The 13,905-nt window shown below is 76.0% G+C and carries 15 protein-coding genes; 5 read left to right on the forward strand and 10 right to left on the reverse strand.

Going from position 1 to position 13,905, the window contains the following annotated elements:
* Positions 1-6: 6 nt before the first annotated feature.
* Entirely contained in the window at positions 7-891 is an 885-nt protein-coding gene (locus M3185_RS03275) for an ROK family protein (protein WP_251332243.1), read from the reverse strand.
* Between the two features lie 138 nt (positions 892-1,029).
* Between M3185_RS03275 and M3185_RS03280 the strand changes: the two genes are divergently transcribed.
* The 4 genes from M3185_RS03280 to M3185_RS03295 all read left to right on the forward strand — a co-directional run bounded on the left by M3185_RS03280 (position 1,030) and on the right by M3185_RS03295 (position 6,056).
* Positions 1,030-1,794, forward strand: coding sequence for a LamB/YcsF family protein (locus tag M3185_RS03280; protein WP_251332244.1), 765 nt, complete (start codon positions 1,030-1,032; stop codon positions 1,792-1,794).
* A gap of 65 nt (positions 1,795-1,859) precedes the next feature.
* Positions 1,860-3,437, forward strand: a complete 1,578-nt coding sequence (locus M3185_RS03285; protein WP_251332245.1) for a 5-oxoprolinase subunit B/C family protein — start codon at positions 1,860-1,862, stop codon at positions 3,435-3,437.
* Between the two features lie 2 nt (positions 3,438-3,439).
* A complete protein-coding gene (locus M3185_RS03290; protein ID WP_251332246.1) occupies positions 3,440-5,164 on the forward strand; it encodes an acetyl/propionyl/methylcrotonyl-CoA carboxylase subunit alpha in 1,725 nt (574 codons plus the stop codon).
* Positions 5,165-5,246: 82 nt separating this feature from the next.
* Positions 5,247-6,056: a GntR family transcriptional regulator gene (locus tag M3185_RS03295; protein ID WP_251332247.1), complete on the forward strand. Its 810-nt coding sequence runs from the start codon at positions 5,247-5,249 to the stop codon at positions 6,054-6,056.
* On the opposite strand, the gene M3185_RS03300 is transcribed toward M3185_RS03295, so the two are convergent.
* The 4 genes from M3185_RS03300 to M3185_RS03315 form a co-directional block, all read right to left on the reverse strand.
* Positions 6,019-6,873 carry a putative hydro-lyase gene (locus M3185_RS03300; RefSeq protein ID WP_251332248.1) on the reverse strand — a complete coding sequence of 285 codons (855 nt, stop codon included), beginning with the start codon at positions 6,871-6,873 and terminating at the stop codon, positions 6,019-6,021. The genes M3185_RS03295 and M3185_RS03300 overlap by 38 nt on opposite strands.
* Complete coding sequence (locus M3185_RS03305) at positions 6,870-8,123, reverse strand: NRAMP family divalent metal transporter (RefSeq protein WP_374238456.1); 1,254 nt, start codon at positions 8,121-8,123, stop codon at positions 6,870-6,872. The genes M3185_RS03300 and M3185_RS03305 overlap by 4 nt, the downstream gene beginning before the upstream one ends.
* Positions 8,124-8,393: 270 nt before the next feature.
* Positions 8,394-8,867, reverse strand: a complete 474-nt coding sequence (locus M3185_RS03310; protein ID WP_251332249.1) for a MarR family transcriptional regulator — start codon at positions 8,865-8,867, stop codon at positions 8,394-8,396.
* Positions 8,868-8,909: 42 nt separating this feature from the next.
* Positions 8,910-9,404: a hypothetical protein gene (locus M3185_RS03315; protein ID WP_251332250.1), complete on the reverse strand. Its 495-nt coding sequence runs from the start codon at positions 9,402-9,404 to the stop codon at positions 8,910-8,912.
* Between the two features lie 217 nt (positions 9,405-9,621).
* On the opposite strand from M3185_RS03315, the gene M3185_RS03320 reads away from it, so the two are divergent.
* Complete coding sequence (locus M3185_RS03320; protein ID WP_251332251.1) at positions 9,622-10,149, forward strand: MarR family winged helix-turn-helix transcriptional regulator; 528 nt, start codon at positions 9,622-9,624, stop codon at positions 10,147-10,149.
* A 47-nt stretch (positions 10,150-10,196) separates the two neighbouring features.
* Here the strand turns inward: M3185_RS03320 and M3185_RS03325 are convergent, their stop codons facing one another.
* The 5 genes from M3185_RS03325 to M3185_RS03345 form a co-directional block, all read right to left on the reverse strand.
* Entirely contained in the window at positions 10,197-10,469 is a 273-nt protein-coding gene (locus M3185_RS03325) for a hypothetical protein (protein ID WP_251332252.1), read from the reverse strand.
* A gap of 182 nt (positions 10,470-10,651) precedes the next feature.
* Positions 10,652-11,617 (reverse strand): electron transfer flavoprotein subunit alpha/FixB family protein, encoded by a 966-nt coding sequence (locus M3185_RS03330; protein ID WP_251332253.1) that lies wholly within the window; start codon positions 11,615-11,617, stop codon positions 10,652-10,654.
* A gap of 55 nt (positions 11,618-11,672) precedes the next feature.
* Positions 11,673-12,497, reverse strand: coding sequence for an electron transfer flavoprotein subunit beta/FixA family protein (locus M3185_RS03335; RefSeq protein WP_251332254.1), 825 nt, complete (start codon positions 12,495-12,497; stop codon positions 11,673-11,675).
* Between the two features lie 34 nt (positions 12,498-12,531).
* Positions 12,532-13,353 carry an HpcH/HpaI aldolase/citrate lyase family protein gene (locus M3185_RS03340; protein ID WP_251332255.1) on the reverse strand — a complete coding sequence of 274 codons (822 nt, stop codon included), beginning with the start codon at positions 13,351-13,353 and terminating at the stop codon, positions 12,532-12,534.
* Positions 13,354-13,405: 52 nt separating this feature from the next.
* Positions 13,406-13,903: a MaoC family dehydratase gene (locus M3185_RS03345; RefSeq protein WP_251332256.1), complete on the reverse strand. Its 498-nt coding sequence runs from the start codon at positions 13,901-13,903 to the stop codon at positions 13,406-13,408.
* Positions 13,904-13,905 lie beyond the last annotated feature (2 nt).

Consider the following 13,905-nt stretch of genomic DNA (forward strand, 5'->3'; position numbering starts at 1 on the left):
CAAGGGTCATCCGAGCAGGTCGCGGGCGAGCGCGAGCGCGCCCCGCACCCCGGAGTCGTCGCCCAGCTCCGGGCGCACCACGTACCCGCTGCCGGGATCGGCGCAGGGGTGGTCGTCGAGGGCTCCCGCGACGAGCCGGGCCAGCTCGGCCCGCACCGCCTCCAGCAGGCCCCCCGTCTTGGCCACGCCCCCGCCGAGGACGATCCGCTCGGGCGCGACCGTGTAGGTGACGGCGGCCAGCAGCTGGGCCACGTAGTGGGCGCCGAGCTCGACCGCCCGCGCCCTGTCCGCGCCCAGGTCCGGGCCCGGCCGCCCCCACCGCCCGGCGACGGCCGGACCGGCGGCGAGGCCCTCCAGGCAGTCCCCGTGGAAGGGGCAGCTCCCCTGGTACCGGTCGTCGGGGTGGCGGCGCACGAGGAGGTGGCCGGCCTCGGGGTGCGCCCGGCGGGACAGCGGCCGGCCGTCGACCAGGAAGCCCGCGCCCACGCCCGTGCCCACGGTGACGTAGGCCAGGTCGCGCACGCCCCGGCCGGCCCCGAGCCGGTGCTCGCCGACCGCGGAGCCCGTGACGTCGGTGACGACCGCCGTCGGCGTGCCCCGCAGCCCGAGGCCCGCCAGCAGGTCGACGTCCTGCCAGCCGGGCTTGGGCGTGGCGGTGATGCGCCCGTACCGCGCGGCGAACGGGTCGACGACGACGGGCCCGAAGGAGGCCAGCCCGACCGCCTCCAGCGGGCCGTCGGCGTGCGCGGCCAGGAACGCCCGGACCGCACCGAGGGTCCGCTCCGGGGTGGTGGTGTCGATCCGCGCCGAGTGCAGCACGGCGGCCGGGTCCTCCGCCGCCGCGAGGGCGCACAGGACCTTGGTCCCCCCGGTCTCGATCCCCGCGATCACGGCGGCCTCCCTCTCCGGTGGAACGGCCGGTGGTGCCGCTCTCCGCGAGTCTAGGACGCCGGAACGTTGCGCATGGATTGTTGAACAATCCCTCGGAAGGGTGCATCCTGGAGTTCCCGACGTGACAAGGAGCACAGCATGCCCCTCTCCGAGATCGACCTCAACGCGGACTGCGGCGAGTCCCTGTCCGCCTGGGCCATGGAGGGCGACGAGGCCGTCCTGGGTGTGGTCAGCAGCGCCAACGTGGCCTGCGGCTTCCACGCCGGCGACCCGACCGTCGCCCGCCGCACGTGCGCCGTCGCCGCCGAGCACGGCGTGGCGGTGGGCGCCCAGGTCTCCTACGACGACCTCAAGGGCTTCGGCCGCCGGTTCATCGCGGTCCCCCGGGCCGAGCTGACGGACCAGATCGTCTACCAGATCGGCGCCCTGCAGGCGCTCTCCCGCGCCGCCGGCACGGGCGTCGGCTACGTCAAGCCCCACGGGGCCCTCTACAACGCGATCGTCCACCACGAGGAGCACGCGGGGGCCGTCGTCGACGCCGTGCGCGCCGTCGACGACGGGCTCCCGCTGCTCGTGCTGCCCGGCTCCGAGATCGAGCGCCAGGCCGGTGCCGCCGGGCTGCGCACGGTCCGGGAGGCCTTCGCCGACCGCGGCTACACCCCGCAGGCCACGCTCGTGCCCCGCACCGAGGCCGGGGCCGTGCTGCACGACCCCGACCGGATCGCCGAGCGCGTGGTGCGGATGGCCCTCGAAGGCGTCGTCGAGGCGGTCGACGGCTCGCTCGTGGCCGTGGAGCCCGAGAGCATCTGCGTGCACGGCGACACCCCCGGGGCCCTGGCCATCGCCGAGCGGGTGCGCGCCGCCCTGGAGGACGCCGGCATCGACGTCCGCAGCTTCCTGTGAGCGGGCGAGCGGTGCGGCCGGAAGCAGCGCGGGAACCGCAGGAGCCGGCCCGGCGGGTGCGCCCGATGGGCCCGCTCGCCGCGCTGGTGGAGTGCGCGGACCTGCACGACGCCGTGGCCCTGCACGCTCGTCTCACCACGGCCGGCCTGCCGGGCCTGGTGGACTGCGTGGCCGGTGCGCAGACCGTCGTCGTGCGCGCGAGCACGCCCGCGGCGCTGCGCCGGACCGTCACGGCCGCCCTCGCCGCCCCGCGCGGAGCCGCCGGGACCGGCGGCGGGCGGGTCGTGCCCATCGACGTCGTCTACGACGGCGAGGACCTCGCGGCCGTCGGGGAGCTCACCGGCCTGGGCGCCGACGGCGTGGTCCGGGCGCACGCGGGGCAGGAGTGGACCGCGGCGTTCGCGGGCTTCGCCCCCGGCTTCTTCTACTGCGTCGGCGGCTCCGGGGCGCTCGACGTCCCCCGGCGGGAGACCCCGCGCACCGCGGTGCCGCCGGGCTCCGTGGCGCTCGCGGGCCCCTTCTCGGCCGTCTACCCGCGCCGCTCCCCGGGCGGGTGGCAGCTCATCGGCCGCACCGCGGAGGTCATGTTCGACATCGACCGCGCCGAGCCGGCCCTGCTGCGCTCCGGGGACCGGGTGCGCTACCGCCCCGTGCGAGAGCTCGTCGAGCTCCCGCCCCGGCCGGCCGCCCCGGCCCCCGCCGCCGCCGGGCCGCACCTCGTCGTGGCGGCCCCCGGGCTGCAGACCCTCGTCCAGGACCGCGGCCGCCCCGGCTCCGCCGCCCTGGGCGTCGCCCCCTCGGGCGCCCTCGACGACGTCGCGGCCGCCGCCGCCAACCGTCTCGTCGGCAACGGGCCGGACGCCGCCGTGCTGGAGAACCTCCTGGGCCGCCTGACGCTCACCGCCGCCGGGGACCAGGTCCTCGCGGTGACCGGCGCCCGGGCGAGCCTCGACGTCCCCGGGGTCCCCGGCTGGCGGCCCGCCCACGGCGTCCCGTTCGCCCTGCGCGACGGCGAGCAGCTGGTCGTCGGCGCGGTCGAGACCGGCGCCCGCGTCTACGTGGGCGTGCGCGGCGGGCTCGCGGTGCCCCCCGTGCTGGGCAGCCGCTCGGCCGACACCCTCGCCGGCCTCGGCCCCGCACCGCTGGCCGCCGGGGACGTCCTGCCGGTCGGCGCGGACCCCGGCACGGCCGTCCAGGCCCCCGCGCCGGAGCCCCGGCTCCCGGCGGTGCCGTCGGTGCGCGTGGTGCCCGGCCCCCGCGACGACTGGTTCCCGCCCTCCTCGCTGGAGGCGTTCCTCGCCCAGGAGTGGGAGCTGAGCCCCGACTCCGACCGCGTGGGCGCCCGGCTCGCCGGCGCACCGCTCGAGCGGACCCGGACCGGGGAGCTGCCCAGCGAGGGCACGGTGCCCGGCAGCGTCCAGGTCCCGCCCTCCGGCCTGCCCGTCGTGTTCCTGCGCGACGCCCCCACCACCGGCGGCTATCCCGTCCTCGGCGTGGTCCACCCCGAGGACCTCACCGTGCTCGCCCAGCTGCGCCCCGGGCAGCGGCTGCGCTTCACCCGCTGCCCGGCGCCCGAGCTCGGCACCGAGCTCGACGACATCGAGCCCGACACCGACGTCCCCGACACCTCCCAGGAGCCGTAACCGTGCACAAGGTCCTGATCGCCAACCGCGGCGAGATCGCCGTCCGCGTCGTCAAGGCGTGCGCCGAGGCGGGCCTGGCCTCCGTGGCCGTCTACGCCGACCCCGACGCCGACGCCCCTCACGTGCTCCTCGCCGACGAGGCGTACGCCCTCGAGGGCAGCTCGGCCACCGAGACCTACCTGGACGGCGGGAAGATCCTCGCGATCGCCCGCCGCGCCGGGGCCGACGCCGTGCACCCGGGCTACGGCTTCCTGTCCGAGAACGCCGGCTTCGCCCGGGCCGTGCTCGACGCGGGCCTGACCTGGATCGGCCCCTCCCCCGGGACGATCGCGCTGCTCGGCGACAAGGTCGCGGCGCGCGAGATCGCCCGCCGCGCCGGGGCCCCGCTCGTGCCCGGCAGCGACGGGCCGCTGGACTCACCGGCGGAGGCCCGCGCCTTCGCCGAGGAGCACGGGCTGCCGGTGATCATCAAGGCCGCCCACGGCGGCGGGGGGCGCGGGATGCGCGTGGTGCGCGAGCTGGAGGGCGTCGAGGAGGCCTTCGCCTCCGCCGCCCGCGAGGCGAAGGGCGCCTTCGGACGCGAGGAGTGCTTCATCGAGCGCTTCCTGGACCGCCCGCGCCACGTCGAGGCGCAGGTGGTGGCCGACGCCCACGGCCACGTCGTCGTCCTCGGCACCCGGGACTGCTCCCTGCAGCGCCGGCACCAGAAGCTCGTCGAGGAGGCCCCGGCCCCCTTCCTCACCGAGGACCAGCGGGAGCGCATCCACGCGGCGGCCGCGGCCATCGTCCGGGAGGCCGGCTACGTCGGCGTGGGCACCGCGGAGTTCCTCGTGGCCGAGGACGGGCTGATCTCCTTCCTCGAGGTCAACACCCGCCTGCAGGTCGAGCACCCGATCACCGAGCAGGTCTACGGCGTGGACCTCGTGCAGGCGCAGCTGAGCGTCGCCGCCGGCGAGGCGCTGCCCGTCCTCGAGACCCCGCCCGCGCGCGGGCACGCCTTCGAGTTCCGGATCAACGCCGAGGACCCGGGCCGCGGCTTCCTCCCCTCCGGCGGCACCGTCGAGGCCGTCGACGCCCCCACGGGCCCGGGCGTGCGCGTGGACTCGGGGATCCGCAGCGGCTCGCGCGTGGCGACGGCGTTCGACTCCCTCCTGCTCAAGCTCGTGGTCAGCGCCCCCACCCGTGAGCAGGCCCTCGTGCGCGCCCGCACGGCCCTGCGCGAGCTGGAGGTCCGGGGGGTCGCCACCACCACCCCCTTCCACCGCGCCGTCCTCGACGACCCGGCCTTCGCCGGGGGCGACGGCCTGGGCGTGTGGACCACCTGGATCGAGGAGCAGTTCACGGACCGGCTCACCCCGGACGCCGCCTACGCGCGCGCGGGCGAGCAGGGCCGCACCCGGTTCACCGTGGACGTGGACGGCCGCCGCGTGCGCATCGGGCTGCCCGACGCGCTCGCGGCCGCCCTGAGCTCGGCCCCGGCCGGCGCCCCCGCACCGGGCCCCGCCGCCGCCGACGACGGCGCCGTCACCGCCCCCTTCGCGGGCACCCTCGTCGCGTGGCTGGTCTCGGCGGGCGAGACCGTCGAGGCGGGCCAGGACGTCGTCGTGCTGGAGTCCATGAAGACGGAGACGCGCGTCGCCGCCCCGCGGGCCGGGACCGTCGAGGAGCTCGCGGCCGCCCCCGGCGACGCCGTGGCCGCCGAGCAGGTCCTCGCCCGCCTCGCCTGAGCGGGCCCGCAGTGCCCGGCCACCCCGCGTCCGGCCACCCCGTGGCGCGTCCCGCCGGCCGGCAGTGCCAGGATGGGGATCGATGAACGCCGTCGACGACTCCGCACTGCAGTCCGCCGCCGCCGGGGCCGGCCCCGCCCCGCAGGGCGAGGCCACCCCCTGGGCGGCCGAGGTCCTGCGCCGGGGCATCACCGCCGGCCGGCTGCTGCCCGGGACCAAGCTCTCCGAGGCCCAGGTGAGCCGGGTGCTCGGGATCTCCCGCAACACCCTGCGCGAGGCCTTCGCCGCTCTGGCCGACGAGAACCTGCTCACCCGCGTGCCCAACCGCGGGGTCTTCGTGGCGCGCCCGGGCGCGGACGAGGTGCAGGAGGTGTACCGGGTGCGCCTGGCCCTCGAGACCTCCGCGCTGCGCTGGGCGCAGCCGGGACCGCAGCCGGAGCTGCAGGCCGCGGTGCGCGCGGGCCGGGCCGCCCGGGAGCGCGGCGACGTGCGCGGCATGGCGGACGCGAACCAGCGCTTCCACCGGGCCGTGGTGGGCCTGGCGGGCTCGGCCCGGCAGGACGAGCTGATGGACCGAATCCTGGCGGAGATGCGGCTGGTGTTCTTCAGCATGCGGGAGGACCCGTCCTTCCACGAGCCCTACCTCGAGCGCAACGCCCGGATCCTCGCGCTGTTCGAGTCCGGTCACCGCGAGGAGGCGGCCCTGGAGATGGAGGACTACCTGCGGGCCTCGCGGGAGCAGCTGCTCGGCGCGCTGGAGGAGCGCCCCGCGGCGCGCACCGGCGCCGGGAGCTGGTCCCGGGGCGTCCCCGGGGCGCTGCCCGGCGGCGCCCCGGGGACCGTCGCAGGGTCCGTCACGGCACCTGGTACTGCCAGTTCGGGACGTCCGTGACGAGCATGTGGCCGGGGGCGTGCCCGAGGGCGAACGGCACCCCGGACGCGAGCACGGCCGCCTGCGGGGTCACGCCGCAGGCCCAGAACACGGGCACGTGCCCGGCCGGGATCTCCACCGCGTCCCCGTAGTCGGGCGCCGCCAGGTCCCGGATGCCCAGCTCCTCGGGGGCCCCCACGTGCACCGGGGCGCCGTGGACGGCCGGGTAGCGCGCGGTGATCCGCACGGCGTCGGCCACCCGGGACGCCGGGACCGGGCGCATGGAGACCACCAGCGGTCCCGACAGGCGGCCGGCGGGCTCGGCCGGGACCGTCGTGCGGTACATCGGGACGTTGACGCCCTGGTCGATGTGGGCCACCGGGATCCCGGCCTCCTGCAGCGCCGCCTCGAAGGTGAAGCTGCAGCCGATGACGAAGGTGACGAGGTCCTCCCGCCACACGTCCAGCAGGTCGGTGCGGGTGCCGGCCGCCTCGCCGTGCTCGTAGACGGTGTAGAGCGGGGCGTCGGTGCGCACGTCGCCCCCGCGCAGGAGCGGCCCGGTCACCTCCCCCGCCTCGAGCACCCCCAGCACCGGGCACGGCCTGGGGTTGCGCTGGGCGAACAGCAGCACGTCGAAGGCCCAGTTCCTCGGGACCACGATGAGGTTGGCCTGCGCCCACCCGTCGCACCAGCCGGAGGTGGGCGTGACCAGGCCGTTGCGGAACAGGGCGCGGGCGGCCCCCGGCGTCAGCGCGGCGCGGTCCTGGCGGGTCTGCGCCCCGGCGCGGGCCGCGGCGCTCTCGGGGCTCGTGCCGTTCCCGTCGCCCACGGGGCTCATGCCCACAGGGCGGCGATGCCGCTGAGGGACTGCACGCCGAGGTAGATGGTGAGCAGCCATACCACGGTGCCGAGGATCGCGAGCCACTTCGGGTAGCGGTAGCCCCCCAGCAGGTCGCGGCGGCGCCAGGCCACCCACAGCAGGACGGCGAAGCCGAGCGGCAGGATCAGCCCGTTGACCGCGCCCGCCACGATGAGCAGGGTGGACGGGGCCTGGCCGAGGAGCACGAACACCGTGGCGGAGACGAGGATGAACACCACGGTCAGCAGGTTCCGGGTCCGAGCTCTCGTCCGGGACGTGGTGACGAAGGAGACCGAGGTGTACGCCGCGCCGATGACCGAGGAAATGGAGGCCGCCCACAGGATCAGGCCGAACAGGCGCAGGCCGATCTCCCCGGCCGCGCTCTGGAACGCCTGGGCGGCGAGGTTCTCGCCCGCCAGCTGGGCCCCGCCGGCGACCACGCCCAGGATCGCCAGGAACAGCAGGAACCGCATCACGCCGGTCGTCACGATGCCGACCACGGAGCTGCGGGAGATGTCCTTGACGCTCTCCACGCCGGTGATGCCCGCGTCCACGATGCGGTGGGCCCCGGCGTAGGTGATGTAGCCGCCCACGGTGCCGCCGATGAGCGTCGTGATGACCAGGAAGTCCACCTGCTCGGGGAGCACCACGTTGCGCAGGGCCTCGCCCACCGGCGGCCGCGAGACGAAGGCCACGTAGGCGGTCACGAGGAGCATCACCACGCCGAGCAGCACCACGATGCGGTCCAGCGCCACGCCGGCCCGCTTGCTGACGAACACGCCGACGGCGAGGAGCGCGGTGAGGATGCCGCCCCACGTGGGGTCCAGGCCCAGCATCGCGTCAAGACCCAGGCCGCCGCCGGCGGTGTTGCCGATGTTGAAGACGAGACCGCCGAGCGCGACCAGCCCGGCGATGAACCAGCCGAGCCCCGGCAGCACGCGGTTGCCGAGCTCGTGGGCCTTGAGCCCGGAGACCCCGATGATCCGCCACACGTTCAGCTGCACGGCGATGTCCACGAGGATCGAGACGACGATGGCGAAGGCGAAGGCCGCCCCGAGCCGCACGGTGAAGTTCGCGGTCTGGGTGATGAAGCCGGGACCGATGGCGCTGGTGGCCATGAGGAACAGGGCGCCGAGCAGGGCCGACCTGTTCACGGCCCGCATGGCGGCGGGGCTGTCCGCGAAGCCGTGCCCCTCCGGGGCGGGCGGGACGGGGGCGGAGCTGGACATGTCGGGCCTCCTCGGAGCGGGAGCGACCTGCGTCCGACGACGCCGGCCACCCACGACGTGGCCCCGGTCACTTGCGAGCCAGTGTAGTGATTGTTGAACAATCTCCACAACAGTTCGCCGCCGGATGTCGCGGCGCACCCCCGGAGGAGTGGGCACCGGGTGACCCAGGGGTCCGGGTGGCCCAGGGGTCCGGGTGGCCCAGGGGGTCAGGGTGGCCGCAGGACCACGGGACCATGGGCGGACGCCCTCGACGAGGCGTGAGCGCGGCCCCTAGGACGCGCGCAGGGCGGAGGCCAGCGCCTCGTCGAGGGCGTCGAGCGTGCGCAGCAGGACGCGCAGCTCCTCGTCGTCGAGGTCCTCCAGCACGGCACCGACGGCGTCCCCGGCGGGCCCCAGGATCTCCTCGGCGATCTCGTGCCCGCCGGCTGTGACGTGCAGGGAGATCCTGCGCCGGTCGTCGGGGTCGGGGCGCCGCTCGACCAGCGCGCGGGCCTGCAGCCGGTCCAGCACCGTGGTGGTGCCGGCGGTCGTGAGGGCGAGCGCGTCGGCGAGCTGGGTGGCGCTGAGAGGCCGGCCCCGGTCCTCGGCGTCCAGCACGAGCAGCAGCGCCTCGGCGTCGGTGGGGCCGAGGCCGTGGCGGCGGGCGACGGTGTCGTTGACGGTGCGGAGCACGCCCGGATAGCGGCGAAGGCCGCCCAGGACGCGCTCGAGCAGGCCGGAGCGCTCGTCGCGGCGCCCGATCACGGCCGGTCCCCCGCGCCGCCGGCGACGGCTCCCTGGTCGGTGTCAGACAGCGGTCGCCAGCTCCTCGCGGAGGACGGCGGCCGCCGCAGGGTGCTCACCGTCCGTCCCGTCGAGCACGGCCCGGACGTCTTCGACCTCGAGCGCGCAGGTGCGGGCGAGGGACTCGAGGGGGACGCCGTGCTGCGCGGCGCTGCGCAGTTCGGCGTTGAGCCCGCTGACCGCCTGGTCCAGGGCCCAGCGGGCGGACTCCAGGGCACCGTCGAGGGGCGCGACGTCGAGGCCGATCCCGATCTCGGCGTCGCTCTCGGCCGCGTCGCCGAGCACGCGGTCCAGCATCCACTCCGCCGACTCGACCTCGCCCGCGGCGGTGAGCACCCGCTGGGTGAACCAGGAGTGCAGGAAACGCGGATCCGAGCCGCAGGCGGGGCGCTCGGCCTCGACGTGCAGCTCGGGGGCCGGGGGGAGCAGGGGGACGTGGACGGCCTCGACCGACCAGGCCGTCGACTGCTGGGGCTGCGGGGACACTGCCTTGCTCATCTTCGAACCTTTCTCGAGTCTTCCTGGTGCCGGTCCGGGGTGGCGGGGAAGCCACGGCGGGGGGCCGGCCTGTGTCCCATGCAACCCGAAAACCGCTAGAATGTCTAGCTATCAGCATCGTTGGTTGTACGATCGACGAGATGCCGGCCGGAACCCCCGGTTCCCGGTCCACTTCCCACTCCACCACTCGCCGCTGTCGTTTTTCTAGGATGTTCCGGTGAACAATCTCCCGCCCGCTCCGTCCTCGGGCTACTGGTACGGCCGCGACGCCGCCCGCCGCGAGGCCGTGCGGGTGCTCCAGGCGCTGCGCGACTACCGGACCGCGGAGGCCGCGATGCGGCGGCGGACCAAGGACTCGATGGGCATGGGCGAGACCGACCTGCTGGCCCTGCGCTACCTGCTGGAGGCGCAGCGCACGGGCAAGCCCCTGGGCCCGCGCGATCTCGCCGCCCGGCTGGGCATCTCCTCGGCCTCCACCACCACGCTGCTGGACCGTCTCACGAAGAGCGGGCACGTGCGGCGGGAGCCCCATCCCACGGACCGGCGGGCCCTGATCATCACGGCCACCGACGACTCCGACCACGAGGTGCGGGCCACCCTGGGAGCCATGCACCAGCGCATGCTGGAGGCCGCCGAGTCCCTCACGCCCGAGCAGGCCGAGACCGTGGTGGGCTTCCTGAACGCGGTCCGGGACGCGGTGGACGGGATCGGGACCGGCCACGGGAGCACGGCCGGCCCGGCCTGAGCCGGCCCGGGGCCGGCGTCCGGGGCCGGCGGGCAGTGCTCCGCCGGTCAGCCGCCGATCCGCACCCGGACGCCCTCGACCGGGCGGCGCACCCCGTAGAGGGCGGCGCAGTTGAGCACGGTGTTCCACACCGCGACCCGGACCTCCGTGTCGGTCAGGGCGGGGCTGTGCTCCGAGACGGTCACGCACCACTCCCGCCCGTCGAACAGGGTGGTGATGGTCGCGGCGGTCACGCCCTGGAGCGCGAGAGCGTTGATCACCTCCGTCCGCACCGCGGCATCGTCGGTGTCGGCACGGGTTCCATGGGCAGTGGTGGTCATGGCGAACATCCCCCTGGTCGCGGATCGAGACGAGCTCTCATCTCTATTCATCCGCATAAGGGTGCGGAAGCAAAAGCCCCACTTTGCCCGACAGGGGTCGACGGGCTCCGTCCGTCACCGTCCCCCGGGCCACGAACCCTCAGGCAGCGAGGGGGGCAGGGATGCTACGCCGCAGGGCCGGCCTAGGAGCGGAGCTGCCGGAGGCGCTCCACGGCCTGCGGGAGCACCTTCCTCAGGTCGCCCACGATCCCGAGGTCGGCGATCTCGAACACGGGCGCCTGCTCGTCCTTGTTGACCGCGACGATCACCTTCGCCGTCTGCATCCCGGCGCGCTGCTGGACGGCCCCGGAGATCCCGCAGGAGACGTAGAGCTGCGGGGAAACGGTGCGCCCGGTCTGGCCGACCTGCGCCTCGGGGCCGACCCAGCCGGCGTCCACGGCCGCGCGGGAGGCCCCGATCGCCCCGCCCAGGGCGTCGGCGAGCTCCTCGAGCGGGCCGAAGTCCCCGCCGGTGCCGCGCCCGCCGGCCACGACCACCCGCGCCTCCTCGAGCGACGGGCGGCCCGAGGGCGGCCGTTGCGCGCGGCCGACCACCCGGGCGGCGGGCGCGGTGTCCTCGACGGGCAGGACCCGCACCTCGGGCAGTTCGGCCCCGGGATCCCGGCGTGCGGGGACGTCCACGGAGTTCGGCCGGACGGTGGCCACGAGCGTGGAGGTCCTGGCCCGGCACCGGGTGCGCCAGCCGCCGGCGAGCACGGACTTGGTGGCGACGAGGTCGGCGTCGAGCGCCACGACGTCCGTGATCACCCCGGCCTCGAGCCGCACGCCCAGGCGCGCGGCGACCTCCTTGGCCTCAGGGGTGCTGCCCAGCAGCACCACCCGGGGGCGGACGGCGCGGGCGGCGGCCTCCGCGAGCGCGACCGCCGGAACGGTCAGCCGCTCGTCCGCCCCGCCCTCGGGGGCGTGGACGGCGGCCACCGCGTGGGCGGCCAGCTCGCGCAGCAGGGCGCCGCCGGGCGCCACCGGGACGACGACGTGCGTCTCGCCCAGGCCACCCGCGAGCACCAGCAGCTCCCGGTCGCTGCCGCGCAGTGGCTGCGTGCCGTCCAGCACCACCAGGGCCACCGGGGTCTCCGGGGTCGTGGTCATCTCTGTCCTCCTCCTGCCCGGGGACCGGGCGAACGATCGGATCGGCCGGGGCTGTTCAGACGAGCTTCTGCGCGACCAGGAACTCGGCGAGGCGGATCCCGCCCTCGCCCTCGTCCACGACGACCTGCCCGGCCGGCCGCGGCGGGCCCGGCACGGCCTCGAGCACCTCCGTCAGCGAGCCGGTGAAGCCCACGGCGGCGGCGTCCAGGCCGAGGTCGGCGACCGACCAGGTCTGCACGGGCTTCTTCTTGGCCGCCATGATCGCCTTGAAGCTGGGGTAGCGCGGGGTGTTGGTCCGGTCCGTCACGGACACCAGGGCGGGCAGCTCGGCGACGAGCTGCAGCACCTCCGATCCGGCGTCCCGGGTCGCCGTGACGGCCCGGCCCTCCTCGTCCAGGGCCAGCGAGGCGGCGAAGCCGATCTGGGCCAGGCCGAGCCGCTCGGCCAGCTGCCCGGGCACCAGCGACGTCTCCCCGTCCGTGGAGGCCATCCCGGTGAGCACGAGGTCCACGGGGGACCCGCCGGTCGCGGCGATCCTCTCCACGGCCGCGGCGAGCACCCGGGCGGTGACCCAGGCGTCGGAGCCGGCGAGGGCGTCGTCGAGCACGTGGACGCCCTCGCCGGCGCCCATCTGCAGGGCGCGCTTGAGGGCGCCGGCGGCCTCTGCGGGGCCCATGGTGAGGGCGAGCACCCGGTGGCCGGCGCCGGCGCCGCCGTGCGCCTCGACGAGCTGCAGGGCGGCTTCCACGGCGTATTCGTCGAGCTCGGAGAGGATCCCGGGGCCCCGCGCCAGCACGGGGGGTTGCCCGGCGAGGGAGCGCTCCTGCTGGGCGTCGGGCACGTGCTTGAGCGGAAGCACGATGGTCAGGGGTCGGGTCATGGTCTCCTCCGGAGGAACTGGGGCGGCGGGCGGGTCAGGCCTCGGCGCGGCGCACGAGCCGCTCGGCGTGGCGGATCAGGGGCTCGTCGACCATCCGCCCGCGGAACGCGAAGACGCCGGTGGCGCCCCCGGCGGCCTCGAGCAGCTCGCGGGCCTGGCGCAGCTCCTCCTCGGTGGGCCGGTAGGCGTCCCGCACGACCTCCACCTGTCCGGGGTGGATGCAGGCGGTGGCGGTGAAGCCGCTGGCCGCGGCGTCGCGGGCCTCCTCGCGCAGCCCGTCGAGGTCGCCGAGGTCGAGGTGCACGGCGTCGATCGCGGGCTTGCCGGCGGCACCGGCCGCGAGCAGGACAGCCGAGCGGGCGTGCCGGGCCACGTCCCAGTAGCCGCCGTCCGGGCGCCGGGACGAGCTGCCCCCGAGGGAGGCCACGAGGTCCTCGGCGCCCCACATGAGGGCCGCCACGTTCTCCGCCCGGGCGATCGCGGGGGCGTTGACGATCCCCTGGGCGGTCTCGCACAGCGCGACGACGGCGCGGAGCCCGAGCTCGGCGGCCCGGTCCATCTGCTCGCCGGAGGCGGCCTTGGGCAGCATGACCGTCCGGTACGCCGTCCGGCGCAGCGCGGCGACGTCGAGGAGGAAGTCCTCGGTGTCCACGGCGTTGACGCGCACGACGGTGCGGCGGGGGTCGACCGGGGTCCGCACGAGGGCCTCCCGGGCCGCGGCCTTGGCCTCCGGGGCCACGGCGTCCTCCAGGTCGAGGATCACCGCGTCGGCGCGGCCGGCCGCCTTGGCGTAGCGCTCGGGCCGGTCGGCGGGGCAGAAGAGCAGGGCCGGGCCCAGGCCGAAGCCACCGGTCACGGGGTCCTCCCCGCCGTCGTCTCCGTCGCCACGGTCGTCCTCCTCGCCGTCGTCACTGCGGGGCCGCGCCGCGGGACCACACGAGCACCGAGCGGGTGCACTCGGCGACCACGACGCCGTCCTGGTTGCGCCCGGTGTGCCGGATCCGGACGATCCCCTGCCCCGGCCGGGAGGCGGAGAGCCGCTTGCCGAGGATCTCCGAGGAGCAGTACAGGGTGTCGCCGTGGAAGAGCGGGTGCGGGAACGCGACCCCCTCGAGGCCGAGGTTCGCCACGATGGTGCCCTGCGTCAGCTGCGCCACCGACGCCCCCACCAGGGTGGCCAGGGTGAACATCGAGTTCACGAGCCGCTGCCCGAACGGCTGGTGCTGCGCCCACGCGGCGTCCAGGTGCAGCGCCTGGGTGTTCATGGTCAGGGTGGTGAACAGGACGTTGTCCGCCTCCGTGACGGTCCGGCCCGGGGCGTGCTCGTAGACCGTGCCCTCCTCGAACTCCTCGAACCACAGCCCGCGCTGGCGGACCACCCTGCGGCCCTCCTCCCGCTCCGGCATGC

Origin of the sequence: Kocuria rosea, assembly GCF_023715525.1 — a bacterium.
In the GTDB taxonomy this organism is placed as follows: Bacteria; Actinomycetota; Actinomycetes; order Actinomycetales; family Micrococcaceae; genus Kocuria; species Kocuria rosea_A.

Excerpts from the sequence above, each read along its gene's own strand:
- M3185_RS03280 (WP_251332244.1), top strand. The coding sequence starts at position 1,030 with ATGCCCCTCTCCGAGATCGACCTCAACGCGGACTGCGGCGAGTCCCTG.
- M3185_RS03285 (WP_251332245.1), top strand. The coding sequence starts at position 1,860 with ATGGGCCCGCTCGCCGCGCTGGTGGAGTGCGCGGACCTGCACGACGCC.
- M3185_RS03295 (WP_251332247.1), top strand. The coding sequence starts at position 5,247 with ATGAACGCCGTCGACGACTCCGCACTGCAGTCCGCCGCCGCCGGGGCC.
- M3185_RS03300 (WP_251332248.1), bottom strand. The coding sequence starts at position 6,873 with ATGAGCCCCGTGGGCGACGGGAACGGCACGAGCCCCGAGAGCGCCGCG.
- M3185_RS03305 (WP_374238456.1), bottom strand. The coding sequence starts at position 8,123 with ATGTCCAGCTCCGCCCCCGTCCCGCCCGCCCCGGAGGGGCACGGCTTC.
- M3185_RS03315 (WP_251332250.1), bottom strand. The coding sequence starts at position 9,404 with ATGAGCAAGGCAGTGTCCCCGCAGCCCCAGCAGTCGACGGCCTGGTCG.
- M3185_RS03325 (WP_251332252.1), bottom strand. The coding sequence starts at position 10,469 with ATGACCACCACTGCCCATGGAACCCGTGCCGACACCGACGATGCCGCG.
- M3185_RS03330 (WP_251332253.1), bottom strand. The coding sequence starts at position 11,617 with ATGACCACGACCCCGGAGACCCCGGTGGCCCTGGTGGTGCTGGACGGC.
- M3185_RS03335 (WP_251332254.1), bottom strand. The coding sequence starts at position 12,497 with ATGACCCGACCCCTGACCATCGTGCTTCCGCTCAAGCACGTGCCCGAC.
- M3185_RS03345 (WP_251332256.1), bottom strand. The coding sequence starts at position 13,903 with ATGCCGGAGCGGGAGGAGGGCCGCAGGGTGGTCCGCCAGCGCGGGCTG.